This window comes from Pseudomonas sp. N-1-13 (assembly GCF_057787095.1).
Map to the genome: position 1 here is coordinate 4,165,468 of NZ_JBYNRI010000001.1, position 15,556 is coordinate 4,181,023.

At 61.3% G+C, this 15,556-nt stretch carries 14 protein-coding genes, 3 tRNA genes and 1 pseudogene; 5 read left to right on the top strand and 13 right to left on the bottom strand.

Features of this window, described 5'->3' with window-relative positions; all coding sequences use genetic code 11:
• From AC3I65_RS18675 to AC3I65_RS18685, 3 genes are all read right to left on the bottom strand, one after another.
• Positions 1 to 76, bottom strand: a tRNA-Glu gene (locus AC3I65_RS18675).
• Positions 77 to 181: 105 nt separating this feature from the next.
• Positions 182 to 257, bottom strand: a tRNA-Gly gene (locus AC3I65_RS18680).
• A 2-nt stretch (positions 258 to 259) separates the two neighbouring features.
• Positions 260 to 335, bottom strand: a tRNA-Glu gene (locus tag AC3I65_RS18685).
• Positions 336 to 706: 371 nt separating this feature from the next.
• On the opposite strand from AC3I65_RS18685, the gene AC3I65_RS18690 reads away from it, so the two are divergent.
• Positions 707 to 1,465 (top strand): hypothetical protein, encoded by a 759-nt coding sequence (locus tag AC3I65_RS18690; protein ID WP_076383820.1) that lies wholly within the window; start codon positions 707 to 709, stop codon positions 1,463 to 1,465.
• A 79-nt stretch (positions 1,466 to 1,544) separates the two neighbouring features.
• On the opposite strand, the gene AC3I65_RS18695 is transcribed toward AC3I65_RS18690, so the two are convergent.
• The 4 genes and pseudogenes from AC3I65_RS18695 to AC3I65_RS18710 all read right to left on the bottom strand — a co-directional run bounded on the left by AC3I65_RS18695 (position 1,545) and on the right by AC3I65_RS18710 (position 5,985).
• Positions 1,545 to 2,426: a methyl-accepting chemotaxis protein gene (locus AC3I65_RS18695; protein ID WP_370695205.1), complete on the bottom strand. Its 882-nt coding sequence runs from the start codon at positions 2,424 to 2,426 to the stop codon at positions 1,545 to 1,547.
• Positions 2,406 to 3,509, bottom strand: a pseudogene (locus AC3I65_RS18700) (HAMP domain-containing protein); the annotation flags it as partial. The gene AC3I65_RS18695 and the pseudogene AC3I65_RS18700, both read right to left, overlap by 21 nt.
• A gap of 110 nt (positions 3,510 to 3,619) precedes the next feature.
• On the bottom strand, positions 3,620 to 5,017 hold the full coding sequence (locus tag AC3I65_RS18705; protein WP_488524066.1) for an aminotransferase-like domain-containing protein: 1,398 nt from the start codon (positions 5,015 to 5,017) through the stop codon (positions 3,620 to 3,622).
• A gap of 206 nt (positions 5,018 to 5,223) precedes the next feature.
• Positions 5,224 to 5,985 carry an SDR family oxidoreductase gene (locus AC3I65_RS18710; protein ID WP_160893097.1) on the bottom strand — a complete coding sequence of 254 codons (762 nt, stop codon included), beginning with the start codon at positions 5,983 to 5,985 and terminating at the stop codon, positions 5,224 to 5,226.
• A 226-nt stretch (positions 5,986 to 6,211) separates the two neighbouring features.
• Here AC3I65_RS18710 and AC3I65_RS18715 point away from each other — a divergent pair, with 226 nt between their 5' ends.
• Positions 6,212 to 7,216, top strand: a complete 1,005-nt coding sequence (locus AC3I65_RS18715; RefSeq protein WP_047230351.1) for an NADP-dependent oxidoreductase — start codon at positions 6,212 to 6,214, stop codon at positions 7,214 to 7,216.
• A gap of 121 nt (positions 7,217 to 7,337) precedes the next feature.
• On the opposite strand, the gene pyrF is transcribed toward AC3I65_RS18715, so the two are convergent.
• Positions 7,338 to 8,036 carry an orotidine-5'-phosphate decarboxylase gene (gene pyrF / locus AC3I65_RS18720; protein WP_160893102.1) on the bottom strand — a complete coding sequence of 233 codons (699 nt, stop codon included), beginning with the start codon at positions 8,034 to 8,036 and terminating at the stop codon, positions 7,338 to 7,340.
• Between the two features lie 291 nt (positions 8,037 to 8,327).
• Between pyrF and AC3I65_RS18725 the strand changes: the two genes are divergently transcribed.
• The 3 genes from AC3I65_RS18725 to xopAW all read left to right on the top strand — a co-directional run bounded on the left by AC3I65_RS18725 (position 8,328) and on the right by xopAW (position 11,000).
• Positions 8,328 to 9,086 (top strand): response regulator, encoded by a 759-nt coding sequence (locus AC3I65_RS18725; RefSeq protein ID WP_047230350.1) that lies wholly within the window; start codon positions 8,328 to 8,330, stop codon positions 9,084 to 9,086.
• Positions 9,086 to 10,129, top strand: a complete 1,044-nt coding sequence (locus AC3I65_RS18730; RefSeq protein WP_173406682.1) for a sensor histidine kinase — start codon at positions 9,086 to 9,088, stop codon at positions 10,127 to 10,129. Before AC3I65_RS18725 ends, AC3I65_RS18730 begins: the two co-directional genes overlap by 1 nt.
• Before the next feature lie 145 nt (positions 10,130 to 10,274).
• Entirely contained in the window at positions 10,275 to 11,000 is a 726-nt protein-coding gene (gene xopAW / locus AC3I65_RS18735) for an EF-hand domain-containing protein (protein ID WP_139049443.1), read from the top strand.
• A 117-nt stretch (positions 11,001 to 11,117) separates the two neighbouring features.
• Here xopAW and AC3I65_RS18740 read toward each other — a convergent pair whose 3' ends face one another.
• From AC3I65_RS18740 to AC3I65_RS18760, 5 genes are all read right to left on the bottom strand, one after another.
• Positions 11,118 to 12,155 carry an AI-2E family transporter gene (locus AC3I65_RS18740; protein ID WP_047230347.1) on the bottom strand — a complete coding sequence of 346 codons (1,038 nt, stop codon included), beginning with the start codon at positions 12,153 to 12,155 and terminating at the stop codon, positions 11,118 to 11,120.
• A 61-nt stretch (positions 12,156 to 12,216) separates the two neighbouring features.
• Positions 12,217 to 13,023, bottom strand: coding sequence for a DUF4892 domain-containing protein (locus AC3I65_RS18745; protein WP_047230358.1), 807 nt, complete (start codon positions 13,021 to 13,023; stop codon positions 12,217 to 12,219).
• A 143-nt stretch (positions 13,024 to 13,166) separates the two neighbouring features.
• Complete coding sequence (locus AC3I65_RS18750) at positions 13,167 to 14,018, bottom strand: alpha/beta hydrolase (protein WP_047230346.1); 852 nt, start codon at positions 14,016 to 14,018, stop codon at positions 13,167 to 13,169.
• Entirely contained in the window at positions 14,015 to 14,809 is a 795-nt protein-coding gene (locus AC3I65_RS18755; RefSeq protein ID WP_047230345.1) for an alpha/beta fold hydrolase, read from the bottom strand. The genes AC3I65_RS18750 and AC3I65_RS18755 overlap by 4 nt, the downstream gene beginning before the upstream one ends.
• Positions 14,810 to 15,083: 274 nt before the next feature.
• Positions 15,084 to 15,527, bottom strand: a complete 444-nt coding sequence (locus tag AC3I65_RS18760; RefSeq protein ID WP_047230344.1) for a hotdog fold thioesterase — start codon at positions 15,525 to 15,527, stop codon at positions 15,084 to 15,086.
• Positions 15,528 to 15,556: the final 29 nt, after the last annotated feature.

Below are 15,556 nucleotides of genomic sequence, written 5' to 3' on the forward strand. Positions count from 1 at the left end.
TGGCGTCCCCTAGGGGACTCGAACCCCTGTTACCGCCGTGAAAGGGCGGTGTCCTAGGCCACTAGACGAAGGGGACACGCTGCCCGGAACACATGGTGTGTGTTCCAGTGCCCAGATCCGCACCCGAAGATATCGATTCTGGTTTCACTCAGCCCTGCCCGAAGGCAACGCTGTTTAAAATTGGAGCGGGAAACGAGACTCGAACTCGCGACCCCGACCTTGGCAAGGTCGTGCTCTACCAACTGAGCTATTCCCGCATTGGCGTCCCCTAGGGGACTCGAACCCCTGTTACCGCCGTGAAAGGGCGGTGTCCTAGGCCACTAGACGAAGGGGACACACGTACAACATTCACTGCTTATCGCGTTTGGCTAAGTGCTTTACGCTGTAAGTGGCGCGCATTCTATGGATGGATTGCTGGGTCGTCAACCCCCAGATATAAATTTATTTAAATCAATGACTTCGCCCGGTTTAGGGGCTGTTCGCACATTTTGCCCGTCCGGTCTCTGGCGCCTATATTCTGTCATCCGCCAAGACGTTATAGTCGTGTCCGACAAATAGTGGCAATGTGCATCCATATTCGCCGCACTTCCATACGCAGTGCCACGCCTGTCTAATCGCATCGCACAGGCCTATGCGCTTAAAAGCCAAGCCACTACACTCTTGATATGCGAACCCCAATAAAGAGGTCTTACCGGTGACACCACTCATGATCACCCTGCTCGTCGTAGCCGGGATCGCACTGTTGATCGCCATTGGCTACATGAACCATGTGGTGGAAAACAACAAGCTGGAAAAGGCCCGTACCAAGATTGAACTCAACGACCGCTTGCGTCGTTGTGGCGAGCTCACTGAAACCTTTCCCGGACAATTGATGACCCCGGCCCTGAAGCTGTTGATCACGCGTCTTGAGATCAACGTCTGCCAGCGCCTGCTGAACCTGGAGAAAACCAATACGGCGGTCAAGGCGCGCCTGGACGAACTGAATGCACTCGCCGCCCAGGGTGAATCGATTCCGGTGAACAACCCACCGGCACCGATCCAGACCGAAGCCAAGGCCAAGGATGTGCGGTTTCTGCTCGAGGCCCTTCACGGTCAGATTACCCGCGCCGCCCAGGATGGCTTCCTGCCGCCCAACGAAGCCAAGCGCTGGATCCGCGAAGTGCGACACATCCTGGTGCTGTTGCACATCGAGTTCTTCAATAATCTCGGCCAACACGCCTTGCAGCAAGAACAACCGGGGCAGGCCCGCCTGGCGTTCGAACGGGGTGTGCAGTACCTGCGCAAGCAACAGGAACCGCAGGTCTATGCCGAACAACTGGACTACCTGGAAAAACTCCTGGCCCGCGCCAATGCCATGGTTCTGGCCAGCACCCAGCCAGTCGAAGGCGAAGTCAACCAGTTGACCGAAGGGCTGAAGGACGCCGAAGTAAACGACGAGTGGAAGAAGAAGAAGGTTTACGACTGATATTCGGGTTAGGCTCTCAAGCCTGACTCCTGTGTAGCGAGGTGATTTATCCCCTCGCTACACAGGGTCCGTCGACAGCTCACAGCCTGAAATGCCCCACCATCCCCTTGAGCTCAACCCCTAGCTGCGCCAGCTCAATGCTCGACGCGGCATTGCCCTGCATCGCCAGGGAAGATTGATCGGCACTGGCGCGGATGCTGGTGACACTGCGGTTGATCTCTTCAGCCACCGAACTCTGTTGCTCGGCCGCCGCCGCAATTTGCTGATTCATCTGCTGGATCAGCGACACCGCCGCCGCAATGCTCCCCAGGGCGCTTTCGGTTTGCAGGGCATCACTGACCGCCATCTTCACCAGCTCGCCACTGCTCTGGATCTGCTGCACGGAGGTCTGGGCTGCTGAGCGCAAGGCGCTCACCAGGCGTTCGATTTCCTCGGTGGACTGTTGCGTGCGCTTGGCCAAGGCCCGCACTTCATCGGCCACCACCGCAAAGCCCCTGCCCTGCTCACCGGCCCTGGCCGCTTCGATGGCCGCATTGAGCGCCAGCAAGTTGGTCTGCTCAGCCACGCTCTTGATCACGCTCAACACCGTGCCAATGTTCTGGATCTCAGCGCTGAGGCTTTCGATACTGCTGCTGGCTGAAGTGGCCGAGTCGGCCAATTGTTCAATGCGCACCATGCTCTGACGCACCACCTGCTGACCGCTTTCAACCTTATCGTCGGCGGTCTGGGCCGCTTGGGCCGCCTCTTCGGCATTGCGCGCCACGTCGTGCACGGTGGCGGTCATCTGGTTCATGGCCGTGGCGACCTGTTCGGTCTCCTCCTTCTGGCTGCTGACCTCCAGGTTGGTCTGCTCGGTCACGGCCGACAGCGATTGGGCAGAGTTGGCCAACTGTTCGATACCGGCCTGCAAACCGCTGACGATACTGCTCAGGCCCGCCCCCATCTGTTGCATGGCGAGCATCAGTTGACCGATCTCATCCTGGCGCGTCACCTGCACCGTTGCACTCAAGTCGCCCGAGGCAATCTGCTGTGCAACACGGATGACGCTGCGCAACGGCCCGACGATCAACCGGGTAATGACCCAGGCCGCAATCAGTCCCACCAGCAGCGCCAGGGCCGACGAGCCGATGATCAGCAGCGAATTCTTCTTCAGTTCCGTCTGCATGGCACCGTCCTCGGCGGTGTAAGCCTGGTCAACCCGCTCCACTACCTGGGAGGCACGCTCGTGCAGTTGCTGGTAGACGATTTTCTCCTGGGCCAGCAGCCCGGTGTATTCAGCGAGTTTTTCGTTGAAACCAGCGATATGCCCGGCCACTTCGTTAAGCACGGTCTGGTATCCCGGGTCCTTGACGGCGGTCTTGAGCACCTCGGCCTGCTTCATGGCTTGCTCGGCCTGTTCGATAGTGCCCTGCCCGCCCTCTTCAGAACCTTTGCGGCTTTGATCCAGGCGTACCCGCGCTTCGTTCATGGCCTGCAACATCAACCGTGACACTTCGCTGACCTGATTGGCTTGTTCGATGAACTCGCCGCCCTCCTTGCCTTCGGACTCTTTCAGGGTATAAGCGCCATCATCTGCCAGGCCCGCTTGCAGCACATCCAGGTTATTGGCAACGCTGGACACTGACCAACTGGCCATTTCCAGTGCCAGATCCTTGCTCTGGCTCAACTCGACGAATTCGTCGAACGCCTTGCGATAAGCCGCCAAGGCTTGCTCCACGTCGTTCATCACCGGCACGTTGGCCGCCGATTGCGCCTTGAGCTCGTTGGCCTGGGCAATCAGTCCGTCCACGCCCAGCCGCAAGGCATCGACCGTTTTCGGGTCCGAGCGCAAGGCGTATTCCTGCTCAAGCAGGCGGACCTTGAGCAAGCCGCTATTGAGGGATGACATCTGTTTCAGGCCATCGAAACGATAGCTGATGGTCTGCAGGGACCAGACACCGATGGCCGCCACCACGGCGGTAAGCAGCAGCACCAGGACAAACCCCAGGCCCAGTTTCTTTGCCATACCCAGGTTGGCAAAACGTCTTTGCACGGCCGAAATCATTGCGCCCAGTCCTCTGCCAGTGTGTGTTGATTGCAGATTCGCAACGAGATGCCCTGTAACACAAGATGCTGGCGTCGGAATAATGGCAAAAAGCTACAGCGCCGTCGTTTTCAGGACAATTGAGGTCGATCCAGAGCCGCCGCGCGGAAGAATGCCTGGGCCCTCGAATCGCAGGCGTGGGCCACGTTGATCCGCAGCCAGTCGCTGACAGCACCCGACGGGCTGAACGCTGTACGAGAAGAAAGCACCACACCGAACCGCTTGGCCAAGCGCTGCAATGCAGCGTAGTCGCATAACGGTGGACGCGCCCAAATGAACAGTCCGCCGGCCGGCCGGCCAAAGACTTCCCAATCCGCATCCTCCAGCACCTGCAACACCGCTGCCATGTCGGCACTCAAACGCTGGCGCTGACGCTGGACCAGTTTGCGATAGGCGCCGCTGGCCAGAAGATTGGCCAGCACTGACTCACAGAAGCGTGAACTGCCCATGCTGGTAATGCCCTTGACGTCCCTCAAGCGTGCGATGACAGACGATCCGGCCACGACGAAACCGACTCGCAATGAGCTGCTCAGGGTTTTCGAGAAGCTGCCCACGTACACCACGTCGGTATCCAGCGCTGCCAGTCGGGTCCGGGTTGAGTTCTGGAAGTCGGCATAGACATCGTCTTCGACCACCAACATGGCGTGTTTTTTCGCCAGTTGCAGCAGTTGCTGGGCCACGGCCGGGGCCAGGCTGCTGCCGGTCGGGTTGTGGCAGGCGCTGTTGACGAACAGAGCGCTGGGCCGATGCGTCGCCAAGAGACATTGGAGTGCATCGACGTCCGGGCCGCGCGGAGTCCTGGGCAGTTCGATCATGTCGATGCCATGAAACCTGAGCAGGTCGAACAGCTTCGAATACCCCGGACTCTCCACCACAACGCAGCATCCAGGCTCAAGCAGTGTGCGCACAATCAGGTCCAGACCGTGGGTCGCGCCCGTGGTGGTCAGGATCAGGTTTTTATCGGCGTGGATATTGAATTGTTTCAGGCGCCTGGACAGTTGCTCCCGCAGAGCGGGCAGCCCCATCGGCGTACTGTAACTGAACAGCCCTGCCATATCGGTGCGGGTGACCTGACGGATCGCGTAGCCCAGATCATCGCTTTCGCGCCAACTCTCGGGCAGCCCGCCACAGCCCAGCGTCAGTTCCCACTGCGAACTATGGGGCACGCTTTCCTGGGTGATCTGCGTGTCTTCCAGCCAGTCTTTGTCGGAGGGCTCGTAGCTGGACGACGGAGGCGGCGCGACAAAAAAACCCGAACCATGGCGCGCCGCCAACACCCCTTGGGCCACCAGGCGTTCACACGCCTCGTTGACACTGGACTGACTGAGCAAATTCTCCCGGGCCAATTGGCGAATGGAGGGCAGTCGGGTTCCCGGTTGCACCGCATCCTGTCGAATCCAGCCGGCCAGCGCGTCGACAATTTGCTGCACGACAGGCACCAGGGCCTGCCGGTCGATTCTCAACTCCATGAGTAACCAAGCTCCTAAGCAACTGTTTTATCTCTGGAAACAGTTAAGCACAGGCCGTCTCTGGACGATGTACGACAACGTCGCCAAAACGGTCGATTCTCACCCTTTGAAACACATTCAGGGGCTGACACGGGGCATTTTTAACCCCCAAAGAAAAAGCCCACAACGAGTGCGGGCCTAGTCCTACACGCTAAATACAACGTTCTTCAGAAAGCCGTGACGCCGCCGTCCACCGCCAATGAATGACCGGTGGTGAATGCAGCGCCATCGCTGCACAAATACAGCACCGCGCTGGCGATCTCCTCGACCTTGCCGATGCGTCCTACCGGGTGCATGGCGTTGGCGAACTCACCTTTTTTCGGATCCGCTTCATAGGCACGACGGAACATGTCGGTGTCGATTACCGCCGGGCAAACCGCGTTCACGCGGATTTTCTTCTTGGCGTATTCAATCGCCGCCGATTTGGTCAGGCCGATCACCGCGTGCTTGGACGCTGCATAAATGCTCATCTTCGGCGCCGCCCCCAGACCCGCTACCGAGGCGGTATTGACGATGGCACCGCCCCCTTGGGCCAGCAGCAACGGCAATTGATACTTCATGCACAGCCAGACGCCCTTCACATTGACGCCCATGATGGCGTCGAACTCATCGAGGGTGCCGTCGGCCAGCTTGCCCTTTTCGATTTCGATCCCGGCGTTATTGAAGGCGTAATCAAGCCGGCCATAGGCATTGATTACTTCGCTCATCAGGTTCTGCACGTCGCTTTCCAGCGTTACGTCGCAGCGCACGAACAGCGCTTCACCGCCCGCCTCACGAATCGACTGCACTGTGCCCTCGCCACCCGCCTCGTCCAGGTCGGCCGCCACCACTTTCAGGCCCTCTGCCGCAAATGCCTGGGCGGTCGCACGGCCAATGCCCGCGGCTGCGCCCGTGACCACGGCGACCTGTCCGGAAAACGTCATGCTCATTGTCAAATCCTCGAAGAGTGCGGGAGATGACGCCAGTCTAGTCACAGGTCCGGACGATGCGGCAGCACTATCCAATTACCGTTTGAGTATTCATGGGCGCCAGTGATAACGGCCCCGGCGCCATTATCACTGGGCTCGATCGAACTGCATTCGCTGCATCAGCAAACCTTGCGACAAGCGCTTCGAAGGTCTATCAACAAGGCTTCATTCATCTTGAGTGCCAGCCATGACTGCCCAGACCAATCGCCAGTTCCTGCTCGCCAAACGCCCGGTAGGCGCTGCGACCCGCGAGACTTTCACCTATCAGCAAGTACCGGTCGGCGAGCCGGCAGCCGGCCAGATTCTGGTGAAGAACGAATATCTGTCCCTGGATCCGGCCATGCGCGGCTGGATGAACGAAGGCAAGTCTTACATCCCGCCGGTAGGCATTGGAGAAGTGATGCGCGCCTTGGGCGTAGGCCAGGTAGTCGCCTCGAACAACCCGGCCTTCGCGGTCGGTGACTACGTCAACGGTGCGCTGGGTGTGCAGGATTATTTCCTCGGCGAGCCGCGTGGTTTCTACAAGGTTGATCCGAAACTGGCGCCATTACCGCGCTACTTGTCAGCATTGGGCATGACCGGCATGACCGCCTATTTCGCCCTGCTGGACGTGGGCGCGCCCAAGGCCGGCGAGACAGTAGTGCTCTCGGGTGCCGCCGGTGCGGTGGGCAGCATCGCCGGGCAGATCGCCAAGATCAAAGGTTGCCGCGTGGTGGGCATCGCCGGCGGGGCCGACAAATGCAAATTCCTGATCGATGAACTGGGCTTCGATGGCGCCATCGACTACAAGAATGAAGACGTCCATGCCGGTCTCAAGCGCGAATGCCCCAAAGGCGTGGATGTGTACTTCGATAACGTCGGCGGCGACATCCTCGATGCGGTGCTCAGCCGCTTGAACCTCAAGGCCCGCGTAGTGATCTGCGGTGCCATCAGCCAGTACAACAACAAAGAAGCGGTGAAAGGCCCGGCCAACTACCTGTCGCTGCTGGTCAACCGGGCGCGCATGGAAGGCTTCGTGGTCATGGACTACGCCTCTCAGTTCGCCGCCGCCGGGCAGGAAATGGCCGGCTGGATGGCCAAGGGGCAGCTCAAGAGTAAGGAAGACATCGTTGAAGGACTGGAGACATTCCCCGAGACGCTGACCAAATTGTTCAGTGGGGAGAATTTCGGGAAGTTGGTATTGAAGGTCTAGTCACAAAAACACCTGTGGGAGCGGGCTTGCTCGCGAAGGCGGATTGTCAGGCGCCATTTTTGCCAACTGACACACCGCTTTCGCGAGCAAGCCCGCTCCCACACGGGATCTTCAGGTCTGATCAGGCCAGTTCGGCGACTACGGCCGCCAGTGCCTTGGCCGGATCAGCCGCCTGGCTGATCGGTCGGCCGATCACCAGGTAGTCGGAACCGGCATCCAGTGCCTGACGCGGGGTCAGGATGCGGCGTTGATCGTCCTGGGCGCTGCCCGCCGGACGAATCCCCGGGGTCACCAGTTGCAGCGACGGGTGCGCCGCTTTCAGGGCGCTGGCCTCCAGGGCCGAGCAGACCAGACCGTCCAGGCCAGCCTTCTGCGCCAGCGCCGCCAGGCGCAGCACCTGTTCCTGAGGCTCGATATCCAGGCCGATACCGGCCAAGTCCTCGCGCTCCATGCTGGTCAGCACGGTCACGCCGATCAGCAACGGCTTCGGCCCGCTGCGCTGATCCAGCACTTCACGGCAGGCCGCCATCATGCGCAGGCCGCCGGAGCAATGCACGTTGACCATCCACACCCCCATTTCGGCGGCCGCCTTGACGGCCATGGCGGTGGTATTGGGAATATCGTGGAATTTCAAATCCAGGAATACTTCAAAACCCTTGTCACGCAGGGTCCCGACAATTTCCGAAGCGCAACTGGTGAACAGCTCCTTGCCGACTTTGACCCGGCACAGCTTGGGGTCCAACTGGTCGGCCAGCTTCAGGGCGGCGTCACGGGTAGGGAAATCCAAGGCAACGATGATGGGCGTCTGGCAGGCGGACATGAGTGGGCTCTCAGGCAAGTCGAAATCGGCGCGCATTGTAGCGGAACCAGCGCCCGTGCGGGACCCGATGATCGGTAAATCCTCATCGCGCCCGGACAGCATGGACGATGCCGGCCTTTGTGTCGAAGTCGATACACTCATGACACGCGCACAACACGCCGGCACGCTACCGTCTGGCGCCGCACCCCCGTCCTTTCAGCGCTTCACGCCTAGCGGCACGAAGCCTATGCTGAAGCCTCAACCTCGCCGCCTTCTTTGCGGTTGGCAGCCTATCTGGCAGATGATGCATCCATGCAGAACACCCCTGTTGCAAATTCTGACGATCAAAAAGCGCCCGACGATGACAAGCGCTGGAGTACCCGGGCGTTGATCGTCGATGACGATGTGCCGATCCGCGAGCTGCTGATCGATTACCTGGCCCGTTTCAACATACGCGCCAGCGGCGTGAACGATGGCGCGGCCATGCGTCGGGCGATGCAGGCCGAGCATTTCGACGTGGTTGTGCTCGACCTGATGCTGCCGGGCGAAGACGGCTTGCAATTGTGTCGCTGGCTGCGCGCCGAATCGGACATCCCGATCCTGATGCTCACCGCCCGGTGCGAGCCCACCGACCGCATCATCGGCCTGGAACTGGGCGCCGACGATTACATGGCCAAGCCGTTCGAACCCAGGGAACTGGTGGCGCGGATCCAGACGATCCTGCGCCGGGTACGCGACGACCGCACCGAGCAACGGGCCAATATTCGCTTCGATAACTGGCGACTCAACAGCGTACTGCGCCAGTTGATCTCCGCCGACGGACTGGTGGTGCCGCTGTCCAACGCCGAGTTCCGGCTGTTGTGGGTGTTCATCGAACGACCGCGCCGGGTACTGAGCCGCGAACAGTTGCTGGACGCCGCCCGTGGGCGCTCCATCGAGGCGTTCGACCGCAGCATCGATCTGCTGGTTTCGCGCCTGCGCCAAAAGCTGGGTGACGACCCCAAGGCGCCGCAACTGATCAAGACCGTGCGCGGCGAAGGCTACCTGTTCGACGCCCGGGACATCGGCTGATGCGCTTGCGCCTCGACACCTTGTTCGGCCGCCTGTTTGGCGTGCTGTTACTGGCGATCGTCCTGGCGCACCTGTTGGCCTTTGTCTGGTTTTCTCAATACGACAAACCGCCTTTGGGGCCACCCCCCGAATTTTCCCGGCAAGGCCAGCACCCTGGGCCCACGGGGCCCCCACCCAACCGCCCTGCGCGCCCATGGTTCGGTGGGCCGGTGGTACCGCTGACGTTTCAGTTTGTGTGCCTGATCGTCGCCGCCTGGTACGGCGCCAAACTGCTGACCCTGCCTATCCAGCGCCTGAGCGATGCCGCCGAACGCCTGAGCGAAAACCTCGACAGCCCACCGTTGGAAGAAACCGGCCCTAGGGAGGCCCGCCAGGCTGCCCATACGTTCAACCTCATGCAACAGCGAATTCGCGAGCAGGTGCAGCAGCGTTCGCGCATGCTCGGTGCGGTATCCCATGACCTGCGCACTCCGCTTTCACGGCTCAAGCTGCGCCTGGAACAGATCGATGACATCAAGCTGCAGGGCCAGATGCGTCAGGACCTGAACGATATGATTGGCATGCTCGACGCCACCCTCACCTACCTGCACGAGCAACGCACCAGCGAAGCGCTGCAATGGATGGACGTGCAGGCGTTGGTGGAATCGCTGAGCGAAAACGCCCAGGACCAGGGTGCCGACGTGCAAGCCAGCGGTGGTTGCGCGCCGTTACAGGTGCAGCCGATGGCGTTGCGCTCGTGTATCAACAACCTCATGGACAATGCCTTGCGCTACGCCGGACATGCGTTGATTACGCTGCAAGACCAGCGCGACCAGGTAGTGATTCGGGTGATTGACCACGGCCCCGGGATTGCGGCGGATAAACGCGAAGCAGTGTTCGAGCCCTTCTATCGCCTGGAAGGCTCACGCAACCGCAACTCCGGCGGTGTCGGCCTGGGCATGACCATCGCCAGGGAAGCCGCCGAACGCTTGGGCGGGCAATTGAGCCTGGAAGAAACGCCAGGGGGCGGATTGACGGCGGTGATCCGTTTGCCCCGCGCCTGAAACCACCTCAATCCCATGTGGGAGCCGCGTCGGGGGCTGAGTTTGTACACCCGCCGGTACAAACTCCACACACCCACGACAACTGCCCCGCCGACGCTGCATAAGCCGGTGCACCCACCGGCATTCCAGCCCAAGGAGAGCGCCCATGATCGGTAGCGTCAGCAGTTACTCGCCCTATACCAGCACCAGCAGTACCGCGACCAGCAGTGCCCGCAGCCAGCAGTTTCAAAAGGAGCTGCTCAGCAAACTCGACAGCAACGCCGACGGCTCGGTCGATCAGGAAGAATTGAGCACGGCCCTGTCGCAGAAGAGTGACGACGGCATCCTGGTCAGCCTGAGCGACAATTTCAGCGACCTGGACAGCGACAGTAGCGGCGACCTGAGCAGTGATGAGATAGCCGCGATGGCGCCACCGCCTCCGCCGCCACGGGACCAGGCGCCGACGACCGAACTGGCCGATGCGCTGCTCAGCGCCCTGGACGCCGACGGTGATGGCGAGGTAAGTAGCGAGGAGCTGAGCAATGGTCTGGCGAGCGCCGGCAGCACTGCCGACAGCCAGGAACTGTTCTCGGCCCTGGACGAGAATGAAGACGGTACCGTCAGCCTCGACGAACTCGCCGCCAGCCTCCCCCCGCCACCGCCACAACAGGCCTCCAGTGAGGCGTTGTTCAGCCAGCTCGACGCCGATGGTCAGAGCAACACCGGCACCAGCGAACTGACCAGCGCGGTACAGGCCAACCGCACCAGCGACAGCTCCACCGACCAGACCAATGTCAGTGAAGCGCTGAACAGGATGATCGCCAACCTCAGTCGACAATACTCGCTGGATGATGTCGCCCCCGTGGGGAAATACCTGAACGTGGCGACGTGATTGACCGGCAAGCCTGGTTTTTCAGAGCCAGGCTTGCCTGCTGGATCGAAGCCCATTGGTGGCGAGGGGATCTATCCCCTCACTACAAAAAGGTTGGTGCTGGTCTCAGGAGTGAGGTTATCGCGCCTGGCTCTTGCTCCAGTCCGTCAGCAAGCTGTAGGCCACCGCCAGCAGGGTCGGGCCAATGAACAGTCCGATGAAGCCGAAGGCAATCAAGCCACCGAACACCCCCAGCAATACGATCACCAACGGCAGGTTTCCGCCACGGCTGATCAGGTAGGGTTTGAGCACGTTGTCCACACCGCTGATGATGAAGGTGCCCCAGATCCCCAGGAACACCGCCATCCCGTATTCGCCCTTCCACACCAGCCACGCCGTGGCGGGGATCCAGACCAGGGGCGGCCCCATGGGAATCAGGCTGAGCAGGAAGGTGACGATGCCCAGCACCAATGCCCCCGGTACGCCAGCGATCAGGAAACCAATCAGCGCCAGCACCGCCTGGGCCGCCGCGGTGCCGATCACGCCGTTGACCACACGCTGCACCGTACCGGCCACCAGTTCGATGTAGTAACCGGCACGGTCGCCGATCAGACGCTCCAGCAACCCGTGCACGAACACCGCCAGGCGCGGGCCGTCACGGTAAAAAAAGAACACGAACACAATGCTCAGGGTCAGTTCGAGAATGCCACCGCCGATTTGGGCACTGCGAGCCAGCAGCCAGTTGCCGACCTGACCCAGGTACGGCCTGACGGACACCATCATGGCTGCACCTTGCTGATCGATGCTGTTCCAGATGCCCACCAACCGCCCCCCCACCAGCGGTAAGCCCGCCAGCCATACCGGGGGATCAGGCAGGCCATCGACCTGCACGTTCTTGATAAATGCCGTGGCGTCGCGTACATGATCAGCCAGGTTGAAGCCCAGCCACACCAGCGGCACCGCCACCAGCACCATCCAGCCTACGGTCAGCAAAGCCGCCGCCAGCGACTCACGACCATTGACCCAGCGGGTCAACAGGCGCATCAGCGGCCAACTGGCAAACGCCAGCACCGCGCCCCAGAACAGCGCCGACCAGAACGGAGCCATCACCCAGAAGCTTGCACCGAACAACACCAGGAGCAGGATCTGCACCAACAGCCGATCGTTATTGAGCATGTCAGGTCTCGAAATAAAAACAGGGCCGGGCTGACGGCGTGAGCACGTCACCCGAGACAGCTTAACGCAGCAGCTCAAGATGCAGGCCCGCCGCATCGCCCCTGGCGGCCTCCATTCGCGCCGCCCGGACCCCCTGATCGATCAATGCTTGCCGCCAGGCCTCGGCCTGGGGTCCGGCGACAGTGACTCGAAGACCCGTGTCCAGGTTCAGCGCCCGGGATAGCAGGCGCAACCAGGTTTCGTCCGGTTCGCCGACCAGACGCGGCAAGTCCAGCACGCCGGTGTCCTTGAGCTGGCGCAACAGCGTGGCCGATGTGGGCAGCAGGTTCCCCAGCGAGGCGTTTGCCTCGAACTGCTCGACATGCAGGTAAGCCTTACGATTGCCGCGAGTAATGCCATACAGCGCAATCAGTGTGTTATCCGCGGGCGGCGCCAGGCGCAGCAGCAGATAAGACTGACCGTTATCGGCACCATAGAGCTTGGCATTGCCGAACACTTCGTTGGCCCACAGGCTGCTTTCGCCGCAATCACGAGCCTGGCACCAGAACAACAGTTGCGCGTCCTGCTTCTGCAAGGCTTCGCGGGCAGCGGTAAAGGCCTGGATGGCGGAGTGTTCCGGCGGCAGTTCGTAAGTCACCGACGTGGTGTTGCCACGGGCATCGACCTGCCCATCGAAGCGCAACTGGCCGCTGATCTTGCGGATCGAACCCAGGGGATAAATCCGCTCCAGGTCAGTGGTTTGCCGGTAATCGACAATTTGCGCGTCGGGCATGCGGGGCACCCGCTCCAGGTCCCGGCTGCCGGGAACATCGGCGGCAAACGATGCCGGGCTGAAGCAGGCCAGCGTAAGCAAGGCGAGTGAATGAATGGATAATTTCATCGGATCGGCATGGCCTGGGTCTCTGGGGTGAGGCCGGTGTCATCGATGCACTGCGAGGCCGCTAAACAGAGATCTGTCATGGTTGTCTCCCTTTTTCAACCCGCCCAGCCTCGACAGTTGCCAGGCGCAAGTCAAGAAACGGTGAAGAACCGATTGAAACAGTCTGCTACAAGCGCGGCGCCAGCCTCGTCGTTCAGGTGCAAATGATGACCGCCGGGCAACCGTTCATGACTGAAGGGTAGACGCTCCAGCAACTCGGGGTGTCGGGCAAGCATGCCGTCAGCAGCCACCACCAGATGCGCGGGGCAAGCGACCCGCGCCACGAAGGCCATGGCCTGCTCATCGGTCAGGCGAAGCGGCGATGGCAAGGTCAGGCGATTGTCGGTGCGCCAGGTGTACCCTCCCGGCACCGGCATCAGGCCGCGCTGGGCCAGCAATTCGGCGGCTTCGCGACTGACCGCCACCAGGCCTTTCATGCGGGCCTCAATGGCCCGGTCGAGGGTTTTGTAGACCGGTTTTCGTTTTTGTTGCAAATCCAGCTGCGCCTGCAGGGCCATGCCCATGCGCTCGGCGGCGTTGTCGCCTTTGTCCGTGGGAGGGATCACCCCGTCGATCAGCCCCAGGTGCGTGACCCGGTCGGGCAAGGCTCCGGCGAGCACCAGCGAGACGATGGCGCCCATGGAATGCCCCAGCAGGGCGAAACGCGCCAGGCCCAGTTGTTCGGCGACTTGCAGCACATCATGGGCATAGTCCCACAGGGCATAGCCAGCACCGGGTGGGCGATGCCCGGAGTGACCGTGACCGGCCATGTCCAGTGCAATGACCCGCAGGCCCTCAAGCCGTGGAGCCAGCCGGGCGAAGCTGTTCGCATTGTCCAGCCAACCGTGCAAGGCGATGACCGGCCGGCCATCCTCCGGCCCGAACAGGTGGGCCGCCAGTTCAATGTGGGGCAGGCTCAGACGGACTTCTTCAACCCCACTCATAAGCTGCGCCCTTCCCAGCGCTGAAAGAGATCCTTGAGCAACCTGGCCGTGTCCTGCGGACGTTCCAGGGGAAACATGTGGCCGCCGGGCATGCTCAGGGATTCACCATGGGGCATTCGACCCACCGAACGGGTGTGATGGCGCATCACCACGCGACTCTGCCGACCGCGCACCACCGCCAGCGGCACTTTGAGCATACGGGCCCGGCCGGGACTGGTGTGCGGCACGCCGCGGTAAATGCTGATCTCCGTGGCCGGATCGAAGCGCAGCCGCAAGCGGTCGCCGACTTGCTGCAAGCCATGTTGCAGGTAGGCGTCGAAGCATTCCGGGTCAAACCCGCGGAACAGCGTCTTGGCGGAAAAATACTGCCGGGCCGACTCCAGGTCAGCGAACTCTTCACGCCGGCCCAACGTCCGTCCCGCTGGAGTCAGACGATCGATGAACCCCAGGCGCTTGGCGGCCAGGATCACCCACTGATCGGCGCGGGTCAGCACCGGCGAATCGAGCATTACCACGCCACGATATAACTGTGGACAGCGCAATGCGGCATGCAGATGCAGAACGCCACCCAGGGAATGGCCGACGCCCCACACCGGTTCAGGTTGTTGTTCCAGATGATGAATGAGCTCGTCCACCAGGTTGTGCCAGTTATCGTCTGCCGGAAAACGCGGGTCATGGCCGTGCAATTCCAGATGCGCGACCTCGTACTGCGGCGCCAGCGCGGCGAACAGCTTGCCGTAAGTGGCCGAGGGAAAACCATTGGCGTGGGCGAAAAACACCTGTTGCGACATGACAGTGGATCCATGGGGAAACTGGAACCGATTGTCCGCACATCCCGGTGGCGCGGCAATGACCGTAACTGACAGCAATGATGACAGTCGGGCTTGGGCTATGGGGCTATCTAGCTGTAAGCACTGCCCCATGTGGCGAAGGAGACGTGTGGGAGCAAGGCTTGCCCGCGATGCAGGCGCTGGGGTGGATCAGGTGTTGCGCGTCGACACCATCGTGGGCAAGCCTTACTCCCACAGAAGATCCCTCACCGCAGGATTGCGTCCAGCTAGAGCGTCAACGCGCTGGCGGCTGTTCACCCAGCGGCACCACGGCCATGGTCAGGCGCGACACGCAGTTGACTTTGCCTTCGTCGTTGGTCAGGCGGATATCCCAGACCTGGGTGGTGCGGCCCAGATGGACCATCCGGGCCGTGGCCGTCACCCGACCGCTGCGCACAGCGCGCAAGTGGTTGGCATTGATCTCCAGGCCCACGCAATAGAACTTGCTGGTGTCCACGCACAGATAGGCCGCCATGGACCCGACCGTTTCAGCCAGCACCACCGATGCACCGCCATGCAACAGGCCGAATGGCTGGTGGGTGCGGTGATCGACCACCATGCTGGCGGTCAGGGACTCGTCGTCGAAAGATTCGAAACGAATGTCCAGCACTTCGCTGATGGTGTTTTTACCGGCGGCGTTCAGTTGCTCGATGTTGGGGGTGGTGCGCCACAGACTCATCGTTGTCCTTCCTTTATGTTTTTTGTTGT